This is a genomic window from Nonomuraea sp. B19D2, from assembly GCF_040137845.1.
Taxonomy (GTDB): Bacteria; Actinomycetota; Actinomycetes; order Streptosporangiales; family Streptosporangiaceae; genus Nonomuraea.
On sequence record NZ_JBEFAK010000003.1, the window covers coordinates 35,188 to 56,036 of the forward strand.

19 protein-coding genes are annotated in these 20,849 nt (G+C 71.1%); 13 read left to right on the forward strand and 6 right to left on the reverse strand.

Features of this window, described 5'->3' with window-relative positions; translation table 11 throughout:
* The first annotated feature begins 53 nt into the window (after positions 1-53).
* From ABN273_RS06645 to ABN273_RS06655, 3 genes are all read left to right on the forward strand, one after another.
* Positions 54-1,880 (forward strand): SpoIIE family protein phosphatase, encoded by a 1,827-nt coding sequence (locus tag ABN273_RS06645; protein WP_349448247.1) that lies wholly within the window; start codon positions 54-56, stop codon positions 1,878-1,880.
* A 128-nt stretch (positions 1,881-2,008) separates the two neighbouring features.
* Positions 2,009-3,112 carry a glycosyltransferase gene (locus tag ABN273_RS06650; RefSeq protein WP_349447752.1) on the forward strand — a complete coding sequence of 368 codons (1,104 nt, stop codon included), beginning with the start codon at positions 2,009-2,011 and terminating at the stop codon, positions 3,110-3,112.
* Positions 3,113-3,174: 62 nt separating this feature from the next.
* Positions 3,175-3,912 (forward strand): glycoside hydrolase family 16 protein, encoded by a 738-nt coding sequence (locus ABN273_RS06655; protein ID WP_349447753.1) that lies wholly within the window; start codon positions 3,175-3,177, stop codon positions 3,910-3,912.
* On the opposite strand, the gene ABN273_RS06660 is transcribed toward ABN273_RS06655, so the two are convergent.
* Positions 3,890-4,936 carry a helix-turn-helix domain-containing protein gene (locus tag ABN273_RS06660; RefSeq protein ID WP_349447754.1) on the reverse strand — a complete coding sequence of 349 codons (1,047 nt, stop codon included), beginning with the start codon at positions 4,934-4,936 and terminating at the stop codon, positions 3,890-3,892. The two genes, ABN273_RS06655 and ABN273_RS06660, sit on opposite strands and share 23 nt — an antisense overlap.
* A 75-nt stretch (positions 4,937-5,011) precedes the next feature.
* On the opposite strand from ABN273_RS06660, the gene ABN273_RS06665 reads away from it, so the two are divergent.
* The gene (locus ABN273_RS06665; RefSeq protein WP_349447755.1) at positions 5,012-5,929 is read left to right on the forward strand and encodes a proline dehydrogenase family protein; all 918 of its coding nucleotides are present in this window, start codon (positions 5,012-5,014) and stop codon (positions 5,927-5,929) included.
* Positions 5,929-7,554, forward strand: coding sequence for an L-glutamate gamma-semialdehyde dehydrogenase (gene pruA, locus ABN273_RS06670; RefSeq protein WP_349447756.1), 1,626 nt, complete (start codon positions 5,929-5,931; stop codon positions 7,552-7,554). The genes ABN273_RS06665 and pruA overlap by 1 nt, the downstream gene beginning before the upstream one ends.
* 72 nt (positions 7,555-7,626) lie before the next feature.
* Here the strand turns inward: pruA and ABN273_RS06675 are convergent, their stop codons facing one another.
* Entirely contained in the window at positions 7,627-8,334 is a 708-nt protein-coding gene (locus ABN273_RS06675; RefSeq protein WP_349447757.1) for a poly-gamma-glutamate hydrolase family protein, read from the reverse strand.
* Between the two features lie 122 nt (positions 8,335-8,456).
* Here ABN273_RS06675 and ABN273_RS06680 point away from each other — a divergent pair, with 122 nt between their 5' ends.
* Both ABN273_RS06680 and ABN273_RS06685 read left to right on the forward strand, forming a co-directional pair.
* Positions 8,457-9,419, forward strand: a complete 963-nt coding sequence (locus ABN273_RS06680) for a GlxA family transcriptional regulator (RefSeq protein ID WP_349447758.1) — start codon at positions 8,457-8,459, stop codon at positions 9,417-9,419.
* Positions 9,420-9,421: 2 nt separating this feature from the next.
* Entirely contained in the window at positions 9,422-10,045 is a 624-nt protein-coding gene (locus tag ABN273_RS06685) for a DJ-1/PfpI family protein (protein WP_349447759.1), read from the forward strand.
* Here the strand turns inward: ABN273_RS06685 and ABN273_RS06690 are convergent.
* The gene (locus tag ABN273_RS06690; protein ID WP_349447760.1) at positions 10,042-10,665 is read right to left on the reverse strand and encodes an ArsR/SmtB family transcription factor; all 624 of its coding nucleotides are present in this window, start codon (positions 10,663-10,665) and stop codon (positions 10,042-10,044) included. The two genes, ABN273_RS06685 and ABN273_RS06690, sit on opposite strands and share 4 nt — an antisense overlap.
* Before the next feature lie 68 nt (positions 10,666-10,733).
* Between ABN273_RS06690 and ABN273_RS06695 the strand changes: the two genes are divergently transcribed.
* Together ABN273_RS06695 and ABN273_RS06700 are read left to right on the forward strand one after the other, a co-directional pair.
* Entirely contained in the window at positions 10,734-11,975 is a 1,242-nt protein-coding gene (locus ABN273_RS06695) for an MFS transporter (RefSeq protein ID WP_349447761.1), read from the forward strand.
* 56 nt (positions 11,976-12,031) lie between these two features.
* Complete coding sequence (locus tag ABN273_RS06700) at positions 12,032-12,838, forward strand: serine/threonine-protein kinase (protein ID WP_349447762.1); 807 nt, start codon at positions 12,032-12,034, stop codon at positions 12,836-12,838.
* A gap of 1,039 nt (positions 12,839-13,877) precedes the next feature.
* On the opposite strand, the gene ABN273_RS06705 is transcribed toward ABN273_RS06700, so the two are convergent.
* Positions 13,878-14,624 carry a lysophospholipid acyltransferase family protein gene (locus tag ABN273_RS06705; RefSeq protein WP_349447763.1) on the reverse strand — a complete coding sequence of 249 codons (747 nt, stop codon included), beginning with the start codon at positions 14,622-14,624 and terminating at the stop codon, positions 13,878-13,880.
* 547 nt (positions 14,625-15,171) lie between these two features.
* On the opposite strand from ABN273_RS06705, the gene iscB reads away from it, so the two are divergent.
* The 4 genes from iscB to ABN273_RS06725 are packed head-to-tail and all read left to right on the forward strand — an operon-like array spanning position 15,172 to position 18,515.
* Positions 15,172-16,482: an RNA-guided endonuclease IscB gene (gene iscB, locus ABN273_RS06710; protein WP_349447764.1), complete on the forward strand. Its 1,311-nt coding sequence runs from the start codon at positions 15,172-15,174 to the stop codon at positions 16,480-16,482.
* Between the two features lie 17 nt (positions 16,483-16,499).
* The gene (gene dhaK, locus ABN273_RS06715; protein WP_349447765.1) at positions 16,500-17,480 is read left to right on the forward strand and encodes a dihydroxyacetone kinase subunit DhaK; all 981 of its coding nucleotides are present in this window, start codon (positions 16,500-16,502) and stop codon (positions 17,478-17,480) included.
* Complete coding sequence (gene dhaL, locus ABN273_RS06720; protein WP_349447766.1) at positions 17,480-18,097, forward strand: dihydroxyacetone kinase subunit DhaL; 618 nt, start codon at positions 17,480-17,482, stop codon at positions 18,095-18,097. Before dhaK ends, dhaL begins: the two co-directional genes overlap by 1 nt.
* Before the next feature lie 43 nt (positions 18,098-18,140).
* Complete coding sequence (locus ABN273_RS06725; protein ID WP_349447767.1) at positions 18,141-18,515, forward strand: PTS-dependent dihydroxyacetone kinase phosphotransferase subunit DhaM; 375 nt, start codon at positions 18,141-18,143, stop codon at positions 18,513-18,515.
* 67 nt (positions 18,516-18,582) lie between these two features.
* Here the strand turns inward: ABN273_RS06725 and ABN273_RS06730 are convergent, their stop codons facing one another.
* Both ABN273_RS06730 and ABN273_RS06735 read right to left on the reverse strand, forming a co-directional pair.
* Positions 18,583-20,241, reverse strand: coding sequence for a thiamine pyrophosphate-binding protein (locus ABN273_RS06730; RefSeq protein WP_349447768.1), 1,659 nt, complete (start codon positions 20,239-20,241; stop codon positions 18,583-18,585).
* Positions 20,238-20,828 carry a cyclase family protein gene (locus tag ABN273_RS06735; protein WP_349447769.1) on the reverse strand — a complete coding sequence of 197 codons (591 nt, stop codon included), beginning with the start codon at positions 20,826-20,828 and terminating at the stop codon, positions 20,238-20,240. The genes ABN273_RS06730 and ABN273_RS06735 overlap by 4 nt, the downstream gene beginning before the upstream one ends.
* Between the last annotated feature and the right edge of the window lie 21 nt (positions 20,829-20,849).

Genomic DNA, 20,849 nt, shown 5'->3' on the forward strand with positions numbered 1-20,849 from the left:
CCTACCCGATATGGCTACCGATATCCCCAGTGTCGTAGCGTCAGAGAGTGACCATGCCGGACCTCGAACAAGCGCTGGACGCGCTGGCCGGGCGCGTGTCGTCGTTGCGTGAGGCGAGGACGGCCTATCCCGCCGACCTCGCGCCCACGCTCGACGCCGCCCTCGCCGAGCTCGACACCGCGGCCGAGCTGCTGGCCGAGGCCCGGGAGGCGCTGCAGAAGGCGCCCAAGCGGCCGGGCGGCAAGAAGGACGGCACGCAGCGGGAGCTCAAGCTGCTGCGCCAGGTTTTCCGGGCCTTTCCCGTGCCGGTCATCGTGCTCGACAGCGGCGGCGTGGTCAGGCGGATCAACCCCGAGACCTCGCGGATGCTCGGCAGCCCCGACGGCTACCTGGTGGGCCGGTCGTTCCCGCTGCTGGTGGATGTGTCGCGGCGGGCGGCGTTCAGGTCGCACCTGACGGCGGTGCTGCAGACCGGGCAGCCGTCGGCGTTCGAGACCCGGCTGGCGCACCAGGGGCGTACGCACGTCGTACAGCTGGCGCTGACCAGGCTCACCATGCCGGGAGAGCCGCAGCAGATGGTCGCGGCGGTGGCGCTGCCGATCGAGGTGCAGCTGCCCGAGCCGGGCGCTCGGCGGCCCGAGCAGTCCGACGGCGCGCTGCTGCTGGCGGCGGCCAAGCGGCAGGACCTGCTGGTCAAGATGGCCAATCTGCTGCTGGACGAGGAGGCGCTGCTGCGCCCGGTGGCGCTGCCGAGGGCGACGCGGCTGCTGGCGGCCCAGTGGGCGGACTGGGTGATCGCCGACATGGTCCGTGACGGGGTGCCGCACCGCTCCGTCGTGGTGGCGCCGAAGAGCCAGCCGCTGGGCGAGCTCGTACGCCAGGTGGAGTCCGCCGACCCGGCGAGCAGTCAGGTCGTGACGCAGGTGCTGGAGCGCGGCTCCGGCGTGGTGCAGGAGATGGTGGACGACGAGACGCTGCTCGGGTTCTGCGCGGACGGGCCGCTGCTGACGGCGATGGGCGCGGGCTCGATGCTGTGCGTGCCCATCGGCACCGCCGACGGCGTGCTGACGCTGGTGCGCATGCACGACAGGCAGCCGTTCACGCTGGCCGACCTGGCCGTCATGCAGGAGGTCGGGCTGCAGCTTGGCCTGGCGGTACGCGCCCAGACCAGCTTCCAGAGCCGCTCGAGGGCGGCGGACGCGCTCTCGGCGAGCGTGGCGCCGCGCAACCTGCCCGACGTGCCGGGCTACGAGGCGGCGGCCGTCTACCACCCGGGATCGTCGGTGGGCGCCGAGTTCTACGACGTCTTCCCCATGTCGGGCGGGTGGGGGTTCGCGCTGGGCGGGGCCGCGGGCAAGGGCGAGGAGGCCGCGTCGGTCAGCGCGATGGTACGCGGCGGCCTGCGGGTGCTCAGCGTCTGGGAGACCGACCCCGACCTGGTGATGCGCAAGGTCAACGAGGCCCTGGTCGCGCAGGGCACCGGCATGTTCGTGATGGCCGTCGCGGGCTTCGTGAAGGGGCGCGAGATCAGGCTGTCGTCGGCCGGGCACCACCCCGCCGCGCTGCTGCAGTCCGACGGCGGCGTGCGCTTCGCCGCGGGCGGCGGCGTGCCGCTGGGCATCGCGCTCGAGGCGGAGACCGGGGCGGAGCGGCTGACTCTCGCCTCCGGCGAGACGCTGGTGCTGTATTCGGAGGGGCTGATCTCCTCCAGGAACGAGCGCGGCGAGCCGTACGGCGAGGAGCGCCTGGCCGACGTGCTCGGCCGGTGCGCCGGCCAGGCGCCCTCCACCGTGGTCAAGGCGGTGGAGGCGGACCGGCACGCGTTCTCGGGCGGCCAGGTGTGGGACGAGATCGTGATCTTCGCGCTCCGGGGCGTCTGACGTGCATGGTCAGGATGTCTGATCTATAGGGGTTTGCGATCGGCCCGAACCTGGGTATGGTCGAAAGCGTAGATAGACGTGCCTAAGACGCAGGCACACCTTTCAGGCTTTCCACGCTGAGGTGTGCCATGAATATCGCGATCGTCGCCGCCGCCGAGGGTGCTCGGCGTCACCACATCCTTTCCGTCGCGCGCGAGCTGGGTCGCGGGCACCATGTCACCATCTACTCCCGCCGTGACAGCGCCGAAGGCAAGCCCAAGACGCGGGTGGCCCCGGGAGTCACGCTGGAGCAGATAGACGTTGGCCCCGCCGAGGAGCTGGCGGACGACGAGGTCGTGCCGTTCCTGAACGACGTCGGCGAACACCTGATGAAGCGATGGAGCCAGGACCGGCCCGACGTGATCCACGCGCATTCGTGGACAGGCGGGCTGGCCGCCGTGGCGGGCGCCCAGGACCTGGGGGTGCCGGTCACGCAGACGTTCCACACCGTCGACGCCTTGCACAAGGAGCTGGAGCTGGCGCTCGGCCGCCGGGCTGACGCGGTCATCGCCGGCTCGGGCGATGAGGAGTCGGCCCTGATCAGGCTCGGCGTGCCACGCTGCAACATCGCCGTCGTCCCGTACGGCGTCGACACCGAGCGTTTCCAGCGCCGCGGCGCGGTGGCCACGCGGGGCACGCGCAAGCGGCTGCTGCACGTCGGCCCCCTGTCGACCGAGCGCGGCGCGCACACCGTCGTCCGGGCGCTGCAGGGCCTCGGCGACGTCGAACTGGTCATCGCGGGCGGGCCGGAGCCCGAGGACCTCGAGAACGACCGGGACGCCCGCCGCCTGCGCGCGCTGGCCGAGCAGCTCGGCGTCGCCGGCCAGGTGACGCTGCTCGGCCAGGTCAAGCGCTCCGCCGTGCCGAAGCTGATGCGCAGCGCGGACGCCGTGGTGTCGGTGCCGCGCGAGGCCGCCACAGGGATCGTCGCGCTGGAGGCGATGGCCTGCGGCGTACCGGTGATCGCCTCGGCCGTCGGCGCGCACCTCGACTCCGTCATCGACGGCGTCACCGGGCTGCTGGTGCCGCCCGACCGGCCCGCGCGCACCGCCCGGCTGGCCCGCGAGCTGCTGTCGGACCCGACCCTGCGCACCGCGCTCGGCTACGCCGGTGCCGATCGGGCACGCTCGCGCTACTCCTGGGAGCGGGTGAGCCAGGAGCTCATCCGGGTCTACGAGGCGGCCTGCGCCTGATCTGGCCCCCGGTTTCCCCGAAGAGCCGTTACCGGAGTGACATCTTTGCTTCCATTGACCCCATGACTACACACAGTCAGATCCTGGTCACGGTGACGCTCCTCGGCGTCGCCGTGCTTCCCCAGACCGCGCAGGCACAGGCGCCGGGCTGGGGCGCTCCGGTTCTCGTGGAGCACTTCGACGGCTCCACCCTCGACACCGGCAAATGGATGATCTACCACTCCCCCGAGGCCCGGCGGAACCCTCGTACCGGGAGGGCGACGACGGTCGCGGACGGCGTGCTGCGCCTCAAGGGCGGCATGTACGGCGGCAAGGACCTGTCGGGCGGGGTCGCCACCCGGCTCGCGCAGCAGTACGGCAGGTGGGAGGTCAGGTTCAAAGGCGAGGCGGGGGCCGGCTACACCTCCGTGGCCCTGCTGTGGCCGACCGAGCAGGGGGAGGACGGCGACTACGCCGAGGTGGACTTCGCCGAGATCGTCGACCCGGCCCGGCAGGGCGGCGGGATCTTCGTGCATGGCGGGCACGACCGGGCCCAGCGGCAGCTGCGGGCCGACTTCACCAGGTGGCACACGGTGGCGGTGGACTGGCTGCCGGGGCGGCTGACGTTCTGGCTGGACGGCAGGAAGCTCTGGGACTACCGGGGCCCGCACGTGCCCCAGGGCCGCGAGATGGGGCTCGCGCTGCAGAACGACGTGGTGTGCGAGCCTCAGTGCCGCGACTCCGCCACGCCGGACACCGTGTCGATGTACGTGGACTGGGTCAAGGTCTACCGCGCCCCTACAGCAGCCGGGCGGCCTTGAGCCCCAGGTGCACGGCCAGGCGGTCGTCGCCGTCCGAGAGGTCCCTGTGGGTGCGGCGCTCGGCCTTGCCCAGCCGGTAGTAGAGCGTCTGGCGGTGGATGCCGAGCTCGGCGGCCGCCTTCTGGGCGTGGCCGCCGTGGTCGAGATAGACCTCCACCGTCTCGGCCAGCTCGGTGTCCAGGGACGCGGTCTCGGCCGCCAGCTCGCGCAGGTCCTGCTGCCCGAGCCTGGCCAGCAGGCGGTGCACGCCGAGGTCCTCCCAGCGGGCGATGGGGGCATACCGGGGGAAGTGCTCGGCGATGCGCAGCGCGTGGCGGGCCTCGCGCCAGCTCAGCCAGGCGTCGTCCGGGTCGGGCCGTGGGGCGCCGATCCCGGCGGCGGTGCCGTACGCGCTCTGCAGGGTCTGCGCGACCTCGCCCGCGAGGTGGGACGGGGTGAGCAGGGCGACGGGCGAGCCGGTGCGGGCCAGGACGCCGCGCGGGAGCGTCCACAACGCGGCGACGCGCTCGGCCGACTCGCGTACGGCGACCGCCGTGACCGGGCCGGGCAACTCGATGGACGCGCTCGCGCGCTCCGCCGGATCGGCCGAGAACAGGGCGAGCAGCCCCCGGCCGAGGTCCTGTCTGCTCCTGGCCTCCTGGGCGAGCGCGGCGGCGGCCCTGGCCACCAGCGGGGCGACGGAGTCGAGGGCCGTGAGCGAACCCGAGTCGAGCAGCCACAGGTAGCCGTAGGTGACCTCGCCGTGGCGCAGCGGCCAGCACACTCTGGCGAGCACCCGCAGCTCGGCGTCGGCGGGGATGCGGACCGGGCCCGTGGCCCTGGCGATGCCGTAGCGCTCGAAGTAGTCGCGCACTTCGCCGGTGGCGCGCCTGCGCAGGATCGACTCCTGGCGGACCGTGTCGATGTCGCCGTGCTGCGCCCCGTAGGCCAGCAGCCGGAACGAGCGGTCCTCCAGCGTCACGGACGCCCCCAGCCGGGCGGCGATCTCGTCGACGATCTCTTGCAGGTCTGCCGTGTTGTGCATTTGTATGACAGCCTGCCACACCGGGCGTTACGCACGTCGATGGCCCCCTCTGAGCTGCGTTTTTAGACTTGAGGCATGCTGGGTCAAGTGCTCCTCGCCGCGTCAGGGAGCGGCGTCGTACGCCGTGCCGTGTCGGGCTTCCCGTTCACCAGGAGAGTGGTCGATCGGTTCGTCGCGGGGGAAAGCGTCCAGGAGGCCCGCGACGCCATCGAGCGGCTGCGCGACGCCAATCTGGCCGTCACCGTCGACCATCTCGGCGAGGAGACGCGTGACGCGCGCGCCGCCGAGGACACCACCAACGCCTACCTCACGCTGCTCGACGCCCTCCGGCCGCTCGAGCTCGGGGCGGGGGGTGAGGTGTCGGTGAAGTTGTCGGCCGTCGGGCAGCGGCTCGACGACGCGATGGCGCTGGAGCACGCCCGCGAGATCTGCGCCGCCGCGGCGCTCAACGGCTCGACCGTCACGCTCGACATGGAGGACCACACCACCGTCGACTCGACGCTGACCATCCTGCGCAAGCTGCGCGAGGACTACCCGTCGACGGGCGTGGCGATCCAGGCGTACCTGTTCCGCAGCGAGGACGACTGCCGCGACCTGGCCGCAGAGGGCTCCAGGGTGCGCCTGGTCAAGGGCGCCTACCGCGAGCCCGCCTCCGTGGCCCACCAGGGCAAGAGCGCCGTGGACAAGGCGTACGTGCGATGCCTGCGGATCCTCATGGCGGGGAAGGGATACCCCATGGTGGCGACGCACGACGATCGCATGATCACGATCACGGAGCTGCTCGCCGACCGGTTCGGGCGGACGATCGGCGACCACGAGTTCCAGATGCTCTACGGAATCCGGACCGGCCTGCAGGAGTCCCTGGCAGGAGCCGGCCACACGGTCCGCGTCTACGTCCCCTACGGCGACGACTGGTACGGCTACTTCATGCGCCGCCTGGCCGAGCGCCCCGCCAACGTCGCCTTCTTCCTTCGTGCCCTTGGGGGTAAGTAATGGATGCCATCAGCAACGTCCCCGTTCCCGCCAACGAGCGCATCTACGGGTACGCGCCGGGCAGCGCCGAGCGGTCGGCGCTGGAAGACCGCATCAAGGAGCTGGCCGGGTCGTCGATCGACCTGACCATGACCATCGGCGGCACGCAGCGCCTGGGCGGCGGCGCCCCCATCGACGTGGTGCAACCGCACAACCACGCCGCCGTTCTGGGCCGTACCAACGACGCTACGGCCCGGGACGTGCAGGACGCCGTCGACGCCGCGCTTGCGGCGGCTCCGGCGTGGCGGGCGCTGTCCTTCGACGAGCGGGCGGCGATCTTCCTCAAGGCCGCCGACCTGCTTGCCGGGCCGTGGCGGGCCACGCTCAACGCGGCGACCATGCTGGGCCAGTCGAAGTCGGTGCAGCAGGCGGAGATCGACTCGGCCTGCGAGCTGATCGACTTCCTGCGGTTCAACGTGGCGTACGCGCGCCAGCTCTACGCCGACCAGCCGATCTCGTCGCCCGGCGTGTGGAACCGGATGGAGTACCGGCCGCTCGAGGGCTTCGTGCTGGCGATCACGCCGTTCAACTTCACCGCCATCGCCGGAAATTTGCCGACTTCTGCCGCTTTGATGGGGAATGTCGTCGTCTGGAAGCCGTCGCCCACCCAGCAGTTCGCCGCGCACTTCACCATGCGGCTGCTGGAGGAGGCAGGGCTGCCCCCTGGCGTGATCAACATGGTCACCGGCAACGGGCAGGCCGTCTCCGAGGTGGCGCTCGCGCACCCGGCCCTGGCCGGGATCCACTTCACCGGCTCCACGGCGACGTTCCAGCACCTGTGGCGCACGGTCGGCCAGAACATCGCCTCCTACCACGGCTACCCGCGCCTCGTCGGCGAGACCGGCGGCAAGGACTTCGTGCTCGCGCACCCGTCCGCCGACCCGGCCGTGCTCTCGACGGCGCTGGTCAGGGGCGCGTTCGAGTACCAGGGCCAGAAGTGCTCGGCGGCCTCGCGGGCGTACGTGCCGCGCTCGGTCTGGAACCGGATGCGCGACGACTTCGTCTCCACGGCCGAGTCGCTGACCGTGGGCGACGTGTCGGGTGACCTGTCGACGTTCATGGGCGGGGTCATCGACGCCCGGGCGTTCGCCAAGCACAAGGAGGCCATCGACCGGGCGCGGGCGGCCGCGGACATCGACGTCCTCACCGGCTCGTACGACGACAGCGTCGGCTACTTCGTGAAGCCGACCATCCTGGAGTCGGCCGACCCGACCGACGAGATCTTCGTCAAGGAGTACTTCGGTCCCATCCTGGGCGTGCACGTCTACGAGGACCGCGACTTCGACGCGGTGCTCGACCAGATGGAGGGCATCGCGCCGTACGCGCTGACCGGGTCGATCATCGCCCAGGACCGGTACGCCATCGCGTCCGCCTCCGAGCGGCTGCGCTTCGCGGCGGGCAACTTCTACGTCAACGACAAGCCGACCGGCGCGGTCGTGGGCCAGCAGCCCTTCGGCGGCGCCCGTGCCTCGGGCACCAACGACAAGGCGGGCTCGATCTTCAACCTGATCCGCTGGGTGAACGCCCGGACGATCAAGGAGACGTTCGTGCCGCCGACCGACCACCGTTACCCGCACATGGGCTGATATTTCCGCCCATGTCGCGCGCCGTGAGCCCCCGGTCCTGCCCCGGGGGCTCACGGCGTTCATGCGTGCTTCTCAGCCGAGGGCACGGTTGACGGCGGCGACGTACCGGTAGAAGGCTTTCGTGCGGTTGGCGGGGTCCTCGATCCAGGCCCGGTTCAGCTTCCCTCCGTCGAAGAACCGCTCCCGCTGACCCCGGCTGATCTCCAGCTGCACCCCCATGCCTCTGCGGTTCCTGTTCGCGATGTTGCGGGGGCTGTCACCGCCGATCTCCTCGGGCACGGACGCCGAGACGGGGAACCCGGCGGCGCGCAACCCGGCCGTCACTCTTCTGACCAGCGCCTTGTCCCGTCCGCCGACGTAGGTGGTGGCATCGGCGCCCGCCGCGGCGTGCCAGGAGACGGTGTAGTCGACCGCCGCCACCACCTTGAGCGCTTTTGGCTCGTCGAAGTGCGTGGAGGTGATGTGCAGAGCGCTGTTGCCGGTGGCCTTGATGCCTTCGAACGAGTAGTAGGCATGCCTGCGGCCCGCGGCCTGGTCGGCGAGCTGCGACGTCGGCGCCTCGATGGCGCCGCCGTGGATGGCGATGTGCGCCACCTTCGCCCCACGGGGGACGCGCCGGACGCGGCGATAGTCTCTGCCTTCGACCTCATGGGCGGAAAGCTCGGCGTAGTCGGCGTAGACATCGCGCGCGCTCGCGGGCGCCGCGGACACGGCGTGAGCGGCGGGGGTGAGGCCGATCACGAGCAGGTTCGCGACGGCGATGGACACGATTCTCTTCACGTAACACCTTTCGACGATCTTCTTGACGGCCATCATGCCGTCCGATCGTGATGGGAGGTATGGCGTAATGTGCAATATTCGTGTCGTTGACGCCGGTACGGGCCCGCGACCAGCATGAAAACATGCAGCGACGAGTCCTGATCGTCGTCTTCCCCGGCTTCCAGCTGCTCGACATGGCCGGTCCCGCGGACGTGTTCGCGACGGCGGACCTGCTGGTGCCCGGGGGCGGGTACCAGGTCGAGGTGGCGGCCGTGGGCGGCGGCGCCGTGCCCGCGGGCAACCGCGTCACCGTCACGGCCGCCGCGCTCGGCGAGGTCGCGGGGCCGATCGACACGCTGCTGGTGGCGGGCGGGATGACCGTGCCCGAGCGGCTGGCGGACCGGGAGCTCGTCGGGCACATCGCCCGGCTGGCGGCGGGCGCCCGGCGGGTCGCGTCCGTGTGCAACGGCGCCTTCCTGCTGGCCGAGGCCGGGCTGCTGGACCACCGGCGGGTCACCACGCACTGGCTCGCCGCCCACGAACTGGACGCCCGCTACGAGTGCGTCGAGGTGGACGCCGATCCGCTCTACATCGAGGACGGCAACGTCTGGACCTCGGCGGGCGTGCTGTCCGGCGTGGATCTCGCGCTCGCCCTGGTGGCCAGGGACCACGGCCACGCACTGGCCAGGGACGTCGCCCGCGGCCTCGTGGTGTACCTGCACAGGCCGGGCGGGCAGAGCCAGTTCAGCACGCCGATGCGGGCCATGACACCGCGCAGCGAGCCGCTGAGGGAGCTCCAGGCGTACATCGAGGCGAACCCCACGGCCGACCTGAGCGTGCCCGCGCTGGCCGCGCGGGCCGGGATGAGCGAGCGCCACTTCTCCCGCGTCTTCACCGAGCAGACCGGCCTGTCACCCGGCCGGTACGTCGAGCGCAGCCGGGCCGAGGCCGCCAGGCGGCTCCTGGAGGTCACCGGCCATCCGCTGGACAGGGTGGCCAGGGAGTCGGGGCTCGGCACGCCGGAGACCCTCTACCGAGTCTTCCGCCGCCACTGGCGGATCTCACCCGGCGACCACCGTCGCCGGTTCCAATCGAAGGAGAAGTAGCCATGCGTGTGGCCATCCCCCTCTATCCCCGTTTCACCGCGCTCGACGCGGTCGGGCCGTACACGGTGCTGGCGTTCGCGCCCGGCTGGACGGTCACGTTCGTCGCGGCCGAGCCGGGGCCGGTGACGGACGACCAGGGCACGCTCACCCTCACCGCCACCGCCTCGTACGCGGACCTGCCGCGCCCTGACGTGATCGTGGTCCCGGGCGGCCCGGGGACGATGGAGGCCGTGTCCGACGAGGCGCTGCTGCAGTGGCTGCGGCAGGCTCACGAGCACACCCGGTGGACCACCTCGGTGTGCAGCGGCTCCTTCGTGCTGGCGGCCGCCGGGCTGCTGAAGGGGCTGAAGGCGACCAGCCACTGGGCCATCCTCGACATGCTGAGAGAGCACGGGGCCGAGCCGGTGAGCGAGCGCGTCGTCACCCAGGGCAAGGTCGTCACCGCGGCCGGGGTGTCGGCGGGCATCGACATGGCGCTGACGCTGCTGGGCCAGGCCACCGACGCGACGACGGCGCAGGCCGTGCAGCTGGCCATCGAGTACGACCCGCGCCCGCCGTTCGACGCCGGGTCGCCCAGGACGGCTCCGGAGGGCCTGACCGAGCTGGCACTCAAGCTCATCTCCTAGGGAGTCGTCCCCTCCGGCGCCTCCCGGCCGGCCCCCACCGGGAGCACGTCGAAGTGGATGACCACGTGCCCGATCGACGGATCGCGGGGGGCGGTCGACTCCCGTTCCCTGCGGTCCGACAGCGCCCGGTACCTCTCCAGCACCTCGAACACCTCGTCCCGCAGCTCGCCGGTCTCCTCCGGCGTGAGCCGCAGCGACCGCCGCCCGAAGCCGCTGGCCCGTACCCACTCCTCGGGGGCCGTCGCCTCCTCATCGCGCCACCGGGCCAGCTCCGCGCCGCGCTGACGTATCAGGTCGTCGATCAGGGCCTCCAGCGCGCTCGCCGCCTCAGGATCCGCGGCATCCGGCTCCCCGTAGGAGAAGCCGCCGGCCACGATGCGCCAGTACTTCTCCTTGCCGCGCCCCATCCCCTGCACCACCTCGATCATGTCGTGCCTGGCCAGCTCTCTGAGGTGGTAGCTGGTCGCGCCGGTGTTCTGGCCCAGCAGCGCGGCGAGCCTGGTGGCCGTGGACGGCCCGCGCTCGTCCAGCAGCTCGTAGATCCGCAGCCGCAGCGGGTGGGCGAACGACTTCAGGGCGTTGGCGTCGAGCGTCCGGGCGGAAAAGCTCTTGCTCTGCATGCTGTGCAAGCCTATCTTTGCAAAGGAATCTATGCACACTTTCCCTTACACACTATCGGAGTGCAGCCGTGGGGCGTTCGTTCGGTTTTCTCTGGTCATCCACCGCACTGTCGAACCTGGCCGACGGCGTGCTGAAGGTCGGCGCGCCGCTGCTGGCCGTGTCCATGACCCGCTCCCCCACCCTGGTGTCGCTGGTGGGTGCCGCCGCGACGGCGCCGTGGCTGCTGTTCGCGCTGCACGCGGGGGCGATCGCCGACCGGGCCGACCGCCGCCGCGTCATGGTCCTGGCCAACGCCGCCCGCGCGGCGATCCTGTCCCTGGTCGGCCTGCTGGCGCTGCTCGGCCTGCTCGACCTTTGGGTGCTGCTGGCGGCCGTGCTCATGGCCGGCGTGGCCGAGGTCTTCGCCGACACCTCCGCCCAGTCGATCCTGCCCATGACCGTGCCCCAGGACCACCTCACCAGGGCGAACGGCCGCGTCTCCACCGCCCAGATGATCGGCAACGACTTCGTCGGCGCCCCACTGGCGGGCGTGCTCGTGGTGGCGCTCCCCGCCGCGCTCTTCGGCGCCCCGGCCCTCCTGTACGGCGCCGCGGGCCTGCTGCTGCTGGGCATGCGCGGCACGTACCGCCTGCCGCATGCCGCGGCGGAGAAGGGACCGCTGCGCCGGGACATCGGCGAGGCACTGCGTTACCTCTGGTCGCACCGGGTGCTGCGGAGCCTGGCCGTCACCGCCGGAATGCTCAACCTCGCCAACGCCGCCTACTTCGCCGTCTTCGTCCTCTGGGCCGTCGGCGAGGAATCGCGCATCGGGCTGGAACCCCGCGAGTACGGCCTGATGATGACGGCCTTCGCCGTAGGGGCGGTGTTCGGGTCCCTGCTGTCGGGGCGGGCCTCGGCGATCTTCGGCGAGGCCCGCACCCTGGTGGGCTCGTGGCTGACCAGCAGCCTGCTGCTCCTGGTCCCGGTGATCGTGCCGTCACCGTGGACGCTCTACCCGACCGCCGTCCTGTGGGGCGTGGTGGGCGCGGCGGGCAACGTCCTGGTGATCTCGACGCGGCAGCGGCTGATCCCGGCCGAGCTGCTGGGGCGGGTCAATTCGGCATACCGCCTCGTCGGCATGGCCGGGATGCCGCTCGGGGCGGCTCTGGGGGGCGTCGTGGCCGAGTTCGCGGGGCTTGGCGCCGTCCTCGCGGGCGCTACTGGAGTATGTTTGGTGGGTGTCGGACTGGTGTGGCGCGCTTTGTCTGATCGAATTTCTAGGCCGTTGACCAGCACTCCCGCACTTTCCGACATATCCGGATCACGTTAGGCACCCTACGGCCTGTGCTGAAGTGACATGATTATCCCCGAGCATGAGGGGATGGTATGCGGAAGATCGGCGGACGGTACCTCCTGAACGAGGAGGCCGGTCGTGGGGGTATGGGCGTCGTCTGGCGTGCGTTCGATCAGCTCCTCCACCGTACGGTGGCGCTTAAGGAGCTGACCTTGGCCGGTGAGGCCGAGATGGTGCGCCGCCGGGTGCTGCGTGAGGCAAGGATGGCTGCCGGCCTGACGCACCCGAACATCGTCACGGTGCACGACCTGATCGAGGAGGGCGGCAAGCTCTGGATCGTGATGGAGTATCTCGACGGGCTCTCGTTGCACCAGTTGCTCTCCCAGGTCGGCACATTGCCCGCGCAGTCGGTGGCCGCGATCGGCCAGCACCTGCTCGCCGCGCTGCGCACCGCGCACAAGGCCGGGGTGCTCCATCGCGACGTGAAGCCCGCCAACGTCATGCTGACCGGCGACCGGGTGGTGCTCACCGACTTCGGCATAGCGACCGCCGAGGGCGACATCCGGATGACGACGTCCCGGCGGCTGCGGGGCACCCCCGCCTTCATGGCGCCCGAGCGCCTGCACGGGGGGCCGGCCAGCAAGGAGGCCGACATGTGGTCCTTCGGCGCCACCCTCTACAGCGCCGTCGAGGGCCAGCCGCCCTACCCCGGGCAGGACGCGGCGACGGTGCTCGGCATGGCGCGCAGCGGCCCCTACCCACCGCCCCGGCGGGCCGGGGTGATGCGGCCGCTGATCGAGGGGCTGCTCCACCACGACCCGGTGCGCCGCTACACGCCTGAGCAGACGGCGGGGTTATTGGCGGGCATGCGCGCCAGCGCCTACCAGGCGGCCATCTGACCGGGCGGGCCGATCTTCCCCTTGCAGGCTGTCGGCTCAGGTCGCCATGCTGGGCTGCGTGCCAGGGCAGAGGAAGAGGAAACGGCAGCAAGAGGCGAGCCGTCAGCGCGCTGCAGCACCCTTTGGCGGCGCGTCGGGGCACTGGGTAGTGATCTTCGCGACCCAGGACGAAGCAGCATTGCGGGGCTACATGCACCGCCTGCGGGCCGAGCATCAGGTAACCGACCAGTCGATGCTTCGAGTGGACATGCTCTGCGGGCGTTTGGTGCAGCCCACGACCTACAGGTTGAGTCTGTTCGTGCCAGACGCTGCAGACGACAGCGGTATGAGTGCGGATAGTTGATCTCGTGGTGCGCGGCGTGCAACCAGCACACCAGTCAGGGCCGACGGGGTTGGCTCTGCCGTAGACAGCCCCGTAGAAGCGAGAGGGGTCAGCATTCAAGGCTCGTCGACAAAAAGGGCACTTCCGTGACGGAAGCGCCCCTTTTGTTTGGGTGCGGTGCAGCTGCTGGGATGCAGCTGATCAGGCGGATCAGCAGCTCTTGGTCCACTTGATGGACAGGATGGACATGGCCGCCCCGTACATGCTCCCGCCTTGAGGGCGGGAGGTGAAGGCCCGCGCGTGAGTGCCCCCTGGGGCGCGAGCGTGCCTTTGGCCGTAACTTCTTGCATTCCTTCGGTCACTTTGGGTATGGTTCGGGTGATCGAACGGGAAGGCGATAGCCAAGCCCCTCGGGAGATCGTGTCCTTGTCGGTACAGCTAGGCCGCCGGAACGGCGGTGACAGCGCGTGGAGACTCGGGGTTACCCGGGTCGGTGAAGCGCGAACCCCCGCACTTGAGGGTGACGGGAAGAATCTCCACTGTTAACCGGTGGAGAGGAGTTCAAATCCGAGCCAAGTCCCCACTCCACTCCAGGCGCCTGCGATGGGCCACGTCACCCAGGTCAACTACGCCTGTCTCACGGACGATCTCGGTGGGTGCGGGGTGCTCCGAACCCCGCACCCGTCACAGTGACTCCGCGGTGCGGGCCGAGGCGGATCACTCCTGCTTGGCCCGGGCCTCGGCCTCTGCCGCGTCCATGGCCGCCGCCTCCTCCGGCGTGGGCGCGGTGCCGCCCAGGTGGGCGGGCTGCCACCAGACGCCCGGCGGCACCTCCGGGTACGTGCGCTGCGCCCGGTCCACCAGCTCCGACAGCCGGGTGTGCAGGTCGGCCGTGTGGTCGTTGACGTTCTCGCCGCGCTTGGGGTGCATGGGCTCCCCCACCAGGATGGTGAGCGGGATGTGCCGTTGCGTGAGCTTGCGCGGCCGGCCCTTGGTCCACAGGCGCTGGCTGCCCCACAGCGCGACCGGGATGACGGGCGTGTTCGTGGCCTGGGCCATGCGGATGGCGCCGTTCTTGATCTCCTTGACGGTGAAGGAGCGGCTGATGGTCGCCTCCGCGAAGACGCCCACGACCTCCCCCGCCTTGAGCATGCGCAGAGCCGTGGCGTACGAGCCCGCACCCGCCCCGCGGTCGACGGGGATGTGGTGCATGCCGCGCATCAGCGGCCCCGAGATCCGGTGGTCGAACACGTCCTGCTTGGCCATGAAGCGCACCAGCCGGCGAGAGGGCAATGCGGCGAACCCGGCGAAGATGAAGTCGAGGTAGCTGATGTGGTTGCTCACCAGCACCGCTCCCCCAGTCCGCGGCACGTGCTCCGTCCCTTCCAGGTGGAATCGGACGTCGAGCACGCGAAACAGGGTCCGCGCGGCGGCGACCACCGGCGGGTACACGATCTCAGCCATGTGCAGAAGGTAGCAGCCCTTCCGAGCTGGTCTGACGGCGATAGGAAGGCTTACCACGCCCCAGACCTTGCTACGTATCGCTCAAATGTTCCATCCGACAGCCTCAAGGAGGGGTAGCCTGATCGTCACCCTCCGTAAAAGGAGGAGGCATCCACTCGATTCGCGTGACGACGCTTGTCGTTTCGGGAGTTGGGCAGATCTTCTGACCGTAACCGGATCCCCGTCCGGCGGTGGGGGCTTCAGACCAAATAGCCGGGGCTGGCCCCCATGTGTTACCAGCACCAGCCAACGATCATTGAGGAGGTGACCAACGTTGGCTACGTTCCGCGTACGACAGAAGACCGACCGCGCTGTGCCTCACCAGCAGCGCGCTCTCGAATTCGAGTCAGCAGACAACCCCAGGATCAGGGACGAAACGGGGCTCGAAGGCCTAATGGCACCGGGCGCGGGACATGTGCGAGGTGAGACTCCCGGCAGTTCACCTGCTGCCAGGGGCGTCACCCCGGACCACCTGGTTCGGGAGAAGGGACGTGAGTCCCAACCCTACGTGTTCGTGCTCGACAAGAACGGTCGTCCGCTGCAGCCCTGCACCCCAGCCAGGGCGCGCACGCTGCTCACGAAGGGACGTGCAGTTGTTCACCGGCACACGCCGTTCGTCATCCGTCTCAAGGACCGCACCATCGATACCTCAGAGGTCGACGGCGTAGAGCTGGGCATTGACCCCGGCTCCCAGCACACTGGCATCGCCATGTTCACCGCCCAGGCGGGAGAGCGCCGTGCCCGGTACAGCATCCGGCTCGACTACCGCGGCGCCACGATCCGCAAGAAGATGCAGCAGCGGGCCGCCTACCGGCATGGCCGCCGCACCCGGAACCTGCGCTACCGCAAGCCCCGCTTCTTCAACCGCACCCGACCCTCAGGCTGGCTACCGCCGTCGCTGCGACACCGGGTAGCCACCACCGTCACGTGGATCGACCGGCTCACCCGCTGGGCCCCGGTGCGGGCGGTGCACCTGGAGCGGGTCGCCTTCGACACCCACGCCCTTACCGCAGGCAAGCCGTTGGAGGGGGTTGAGTACCAGCACGGCACGTTGCACGGAACAGAGGTGCGCGAGTACCTGCTGGCCAAATGGGGGCGGCGGTGTGCCTACTGCGGCGCAGCGGGGATGCCATTGAACATCGACCACATTCACCCCCGCGGCAGGGGAGGATCCGATCGCGTCTCCAACCTGACCATTGCTTGCGTGCCCTGCAACCAGGCCAAGAGCAACCGGCCGGTTGAAGACTTCCTCGCCAGCAAGCCGAAACTGCTGGCCACGATCCTCGCACAGGCCAAGGCCCCGCTCCGAGACGCAGCAGCCGTCCAGTCCACCCGCTGGACACTGTGGCGGGAAGTCGACGCCCGCTTGCCCACCCACGTGGCCTCCGGCGGGCGGACGAAGTGGAACCGCACCCGCAACCACTTGCCTAAGAGCCATACCCTCGACGCCCTGGCGGTGGGCAAGCTCGACACCATCACCGAAACCGTGTCCCGGGTGCTGGTCGCCGAATGCACCGGACGCGGCACCCACGCTCGCACACGCACCGACAAACACGGTTTCCCCCGCCTGCGCCTTCCCCGCCGGAAACAGCACTTCGGCTTCCAAACCGGAGACCTTGCCCGAGCCGTCGTGCCCACCGGCAAGAAATCAGGCACCTACACTGGCCGCGTTGCTGTCCGCGCCACCGGCTACCTCAACATCACCACCGTCGACGGGACCGTCCAAGGCATTCCCCATCGATACTTCCGTCTCCTACAACGAGCGGATGGGTACGCCTATACCACGCGAAAGGAGGGAAGGGCTTTCTCGCCGGGCTGAAAGCCCCAAAATACCTGATGAAGAAGCTCATCAACACGGCCGACTCCGTCGTTGAGGACGCACTGAACGGCATGGCCGCGGCCCACCCCTCGCTGCGGATCCGCGACCGGGTGGTCTACCGGGCCGAGGGCCCGCGGGCCGGGAAGGTCGGCCTGGTCTCGGGCGGGGGCTCGGGGCACGAGCCGCTGCACGCCGGTTTCGTCGGGTACGGCATGCTCGACGCCGCCTGCCCCGGTGAGATCTTCACCTCGCCGGTCCCCGACCAGATCATCGACGCGACCAGGGCGGTCGACGGCGGCGCGGGCGTCCTGCACATCGTCAAGAACTACACCGGCGACGTGCTGAACTTCGAGATGGCCGCCGAACTGGTCGAGGACGTCGAGGTGGTGAGCGTGCTGGTCGACGACGACGTGGCCGTCCAGGACTCCCTCTACACGGCGGGCCGCCGCGGCACCGGGGCGACGGTGTTCGTGGAGAAGATGGCGGGCGCGCTGGCCGAGCAGGGCGCGCCGCTGGCCCAGGTCGCGCTGGTGGCGGGCGAGGTCGACGAGCGCAGCAGGTCGTTCGGCATCGCGCTGACGTCGTGCACGACGCCGCACGCGGGCAAGCCGACGTTCGACCTGCCGGAGACGGACGTGGAGCTGGGCATCGGCATCCACGGCGAGCCTGGCCGGGCCCGCGTGCCGATGGCCTCGGCGCGCGAGCTGGCCGCGACCGCCATGGAGGCGGTCCACGGCGATCTGCCGCTCCGCGGCGACCTGCTGGTCATGGTGAACGGCATGGGCTCGACCCCCCTCATGGAGCTGTACGTCGTCTTCGCCGAGGTGGCGGCGTTCATCAAGGGCAAGGGGGCCCGGGTGTCGCGCTCCCTGGTGGGCAACTACGTGACGAGCCTGGACATGCAGGGCTTCTCCGTGTCGATCTGCCTGCTCGACGACACGCTGACCCGCCTATGGGACGCGCCGGTCGAGACGCCGGGGCTGCGCTGGGGGCGCTGATGGACGCGGAGGTGTTCGTGGCCTGGTTCGAGGAGGCGGCCAGGCTGGTGCACAGGGACCGCGACCGGCTCACCCGGCTGGACGCGGCGATCGGCGACGCCGACCACGGCACCAACCTCGACCGCGGCCTCACCGAGGTCCGCGCGGCGCTGGCCGGCTCGCCGCCGGAGACGCCGGGGCAGGTGCTGGCCACGGCGGGCGCGACGCTGATCCGCCGCGTCGGGGGCGCCTCAGGGCCGCTGTACGGATCGGTGTTCCGGCAGATGGCCAGGTCGCTGGAGTCGCCGGTGACGCTGGCCGGGTTCGCGGCGGCGTTCGAGGACGGCGTCGTGGCGCTCGAACGGCTGGGCAAGGCCGCGCTGGGCGACAAGACCATGGTGGACGCGCTGGCCCCGGCCTCGCGGGCACTTGCCCTGGCCGTACGTGACGGGGTGGGCGTGCGGGAGGGGTTCGAGCAGGCGGCCAGGGCGGCCGAGGAAGGGGCGAAGGCCACGATCCCGATGCAGGCGCGCAAGGGACGGGCCAGCTACCTGGGCGAGCGCAGCATCGGGCACGAGGATCCGGGTGCGGCGTCGGCCGCGCTGTTCATGGCGGCCCTTGCCGCCGTGGTGGCGTGATGGACTTCCTGATGGCGGCCGCCGTCGCGGCTGGAGGCTTGTGATGGTGGGCTTGGTGCTCGTGGCGCACAGTGCGGGGCTGGCGGCCGAGGCGGCGGCGCTGGCCCGCGGGATCGCCGGCGCCGGCACGCCGGTGGCGGCCGCCGGCGGCACCGCGGACGGCGGGCTGGGCACGAGCGTGGACCTGATCGAGGCGGCGCTGCGCAGCGTCGACCAGGGGGACGGGGTGGTGCTCATCCCCGACCTGGGCAGCTCGGTGCTGACCGCCCGCCTGCTGGAGGAGGACGGGAGGGTGGTGGTGGCGGACGTGCCGTTCGTGGAGGGGGCCATCGCGGCGGCGGTGGCGGCGGCCGCGGGCGTGCCGCTCTCCGACGTGCTGGAGGCGGCCGAGGAGGCCCGCACCTACCGCAAGCTCTGACCCGCCCGCCCCAGGATCCGCCTGAGTCCGGTCGTCGCGCCCGGCGTACGCTCTGCCGCCCGGAAAGTCAGTGGCCCTTGAAGGCCTCCTCGAGCCACCAGGAGCCGTGCTCCCCCGCGACCTTGGCGTGCACCATGAGCGGCCGGTCGCGCGGCCCGTCCAGCCATTCGGCCACGCCCGCCAGGCCGGACGGCCCGGTGACCGTCACGGCGGCGAAGCCGTGGCCCCGGGCGATGGCGGCGAAGTCGGCGGGCGGGAACGTGACCGTGCCGAGCGGGTGCCCGTGTGGCCGGAAATGGTGGACTTCCGCCCCGTACGCCGCGTCGTCGTACACCACGACCACCATCGGCAGGCCGAGCCGGACGACGGTCTCCAGCTCCGCGCTGCCCATGAGGGCGCCGCCGTCGCCGAGCGCGGCCACCGGCAGCCGGTCCGGCCGGGCCAGCGCGGCGCCGATCGCCGTCGCCAGTCCCAGCCCGATCGACTGGAACGCCTGCGTGAAGCAGAACCCACCCTCATCCGGGACATCAATGAACATCGACGGATATCCCATGAAATTTCCGGAATCGACGGCGATGATGCGCTCCCGCGGCAGGAGGTCGTCCAGCCCGATGGTGAGCGTCCTGGGGTCGATCCGCCCGCCGCCGCTCTCGTCCTCGTACGGCACGTCCCGCCACCGCCCCTCGGCCCGGACGCGCCGCGCGATCTCGTCCGACCGGTACCCCTGCCGCGGGCCGAGCCGGGCGGCCAGCGCCCTGGCGACGGCGGCCACCTCGCCCGCCACGCCCAGGTCGGCGGGCACATGAGCCTTGAAGGCCGCCGGGTCGAGATCCACCTTGACCACCTTGGCGCCCGGCTGGATCAGCGTGCCGTGGCGCGTGGTCCACATGTTCAGGGCGCAGCCCCACGCGACGACCAGGTCGGCGTCGCGGATGAGCTCGGCGGCCAGGGGCGTCGCGAAGCCGCCGCTCACGTCGAGGTCCCACGGGCTGCCGCGGAACAGGCCCTTCGCGACCGCCGAGGTGGCGAGCAGGGCGCCCGCCACCTCGGCGAGCTCCTCCAGCTCACGCCGCGCGTGCCGGGCACCGCGCCCGGCGACGAACACCGGCCGCCGGGCCGCACCGAGCAGCCGCGCCAGCTCCGCCACCTCGCCCGCCGAAGGCGCGGCCGAGGTCACAGCCGAGATCACAGCCGAGGTCACGGCCGAGGTCAGGGCGGCCGCCGGCACGTCGATGGGACCGTCGAAGGGGGCGGCCTGGACGTCGAGGGGAAGGTTCAGCAGGACCGTGCGCCGCTCCGCCACGGCCACCTGGTACGCCTCCGCCGCCCGCGACACCGCCTCCCCCGGCGAGGCGACCCGCATCGGCACCGCTCCCACCGCCGTGGCCAGCGCGGACTGGTCGATGTGGAAGTTGGACTGGACCTCGGTGGCCTCTCCGGCGAGCACGATCAGCGGCGTGCGGCTCTTGGCGGCCTCGGTGAGGCCGGTCAGGGCGTTCGTGAGCCCGGGCCCCTGGTGCACCGACACGACCCCCGCCCGGCCGCTCATGCGCGCGTACGCGTCGGCCATGGTGGCGGCCCCGCCCTCGTGGCGGGCGGCGACGAAGCGCACGCCCCCGGCCACGAGGGCGTTGGTGACGTGGAAGTTGCCGCTGCCGACCACCCCGAAGGCGGTCCCGACGCCGCAGGCGGCCAGGGCGCGGCCCACGGCCTCCGCGACGATCAACGCTCCACCAGGGCCAGCACGCGTACGGGGCTGCCGGAGCCGCCCACGATGGGCAGCGGCGGCGCGACCACGACGGCACCGGTCACGGGCAGCCGATCGAGGTTGCGCAGCTGGGTGAGGCCGTACTTGCCCGCCCCCAGCAGGTAGGAGTGGCACGGGAAGGCCGGGTCGAAGGAGTGCGCGGCGCCCGCGTCGGTGCCGACGGTCTCGACGCCGACGCCGGCGATGGGCGTGGCGGAGGCCAGCCACGAGGCGCACTCCACCGAGATGCCGGGCGTGTGAGGGCCGGTCTCGTCGGCGTTCAGGAAGGTGGCCTGGTCGCCGGCCCTGGTGTCCCAGCCGGTGCGGTAGAGCAGCCAGCCGCCGTCGGGCAGCGGCCCGTTGGCGCGCTCCCACTCCTTGACGTGGTCGATCTGGAGCAGGAAGTCGGGGTCCTTGGCCGACTCGGCGGAGAAGTCGAGCACGACGGCGGGCGCGATGAGGCTGCGCGCGGGCACCTGGGAGACGTCCTGGCCGTCGCGGCCGGTGATCCAGTGGACGGGGGCGTCGAAGTGGGTGCCGGTGTGCTCACCTGTATAAACTGCCACATGACACACTTAAAGGTAGGA

What these genes read in the sequence shown, in the direction of transcription:
- ABN273_RS06645 (WP_349448247.1), top strand. Translation starts at nt 54, where the DNA reads ATGCCGGACCTCGAACAAGCGCTGGACGCGCTGGCCGGGCGCGTGTCG.
- ABN273_RS06650 (WP_349447752.1), top strand. Translation starts at nt 2,009, where the DNA reads ATGAATATCGCGATCGTCGCCGCCGCCGAGGGTGCTCGGCGTCACCAC.
- ABN273_RS06655 (WP_349447753.1), top strand. Translation starts at nt 3,175, where the DNA reads ATGACTACACACAGTCAGATCCTGGTCACGGTGACGCTCCTCGGCGTC.
- ABN273_RS06660 (WP_349447754.1), bottom strand. Translation starts at nt 4,936, where the DNA reads ATGCACAACACGGCAGACCTGCAAGAGATCGTCGACGAGATCGCCGCC.
- ABN273_RS06665 (WP_349447755.1), top strand. Translation starts at nt 5,012, where the DNA reads ATGCTGGGTCAAGTGCTCCTCGCCGCGTCAGGGAGCGGCGTCGTACGC.
- pruA (WP_349447756.1), top strand. Translation starts at nt 5,929, where the DNA reads ATGGATGCCATCAGCAACGTCCCCGTTCCCGCCAACGAGCGCATCTAC.
- ABN273_RS06680 (WP_349447758.1), top strand. Translation starts at nt 8,457, where the DNA reads ATGCAGCGACGAGTCCTGATCGTCGTCTTCCCCGGCTTCCAGCTGCTC.
- ABN273_RS06685 (WP_349447759.1), top strand. Translation starts at nt 9,422, where the DNA reads ATGCGTGTGGCCATCCCCCTCTATCCCCGTTTCACCGCGCTCGACGCG.
- ABN273_RS06690 (WP_349447760.1), bottom strand. Translation starts at nt 10,665, where the DNA reads ATGCAGAGCAAGAGCTTTTCCGCCCGGACGCTCGACGCCAACGCCCTG.
- ABN273_RS06700 (WP_349447762.1), top strand. Translation starts at nt 12,032, where the DNA reads ATGCGGAAGATCGGCGGACGGTACCTCCTGAACGAGGAGGCCGGTCGT.
- ABN273_RS06705 (WP_349447763.1), bottom strand. Translation starts at nt 14,624, where the DNA reads ATGGCTGAGATCGTGTACCCGCCGGTGGTCGCCGCCGCGCGGACCCTG.
- dhaK (WP_349447765.1), top strand. Translation starts at nt 16,500, where the DNA reads ATGAAGAAGCTCATCAACACGGCCGACTCCGTCGTTGAGGACGCACTG.
- dhaL (WP_349447766.1), top strand. Translation starts at nt 17,480, where the DNA reads ATGGACGCGGAGGTGTTCGTGGCCTGGTTCGAGGAGGCGGCCAGGCTG.
- ABN273_RS06725 (WP_349447767.1), top strand. Translation starts at nt 18,141, where the DNA reads ATGGTGGGCTTGGTGCTCGTGGCGCACAGTGCGGGGCTGGCGGCCGAG.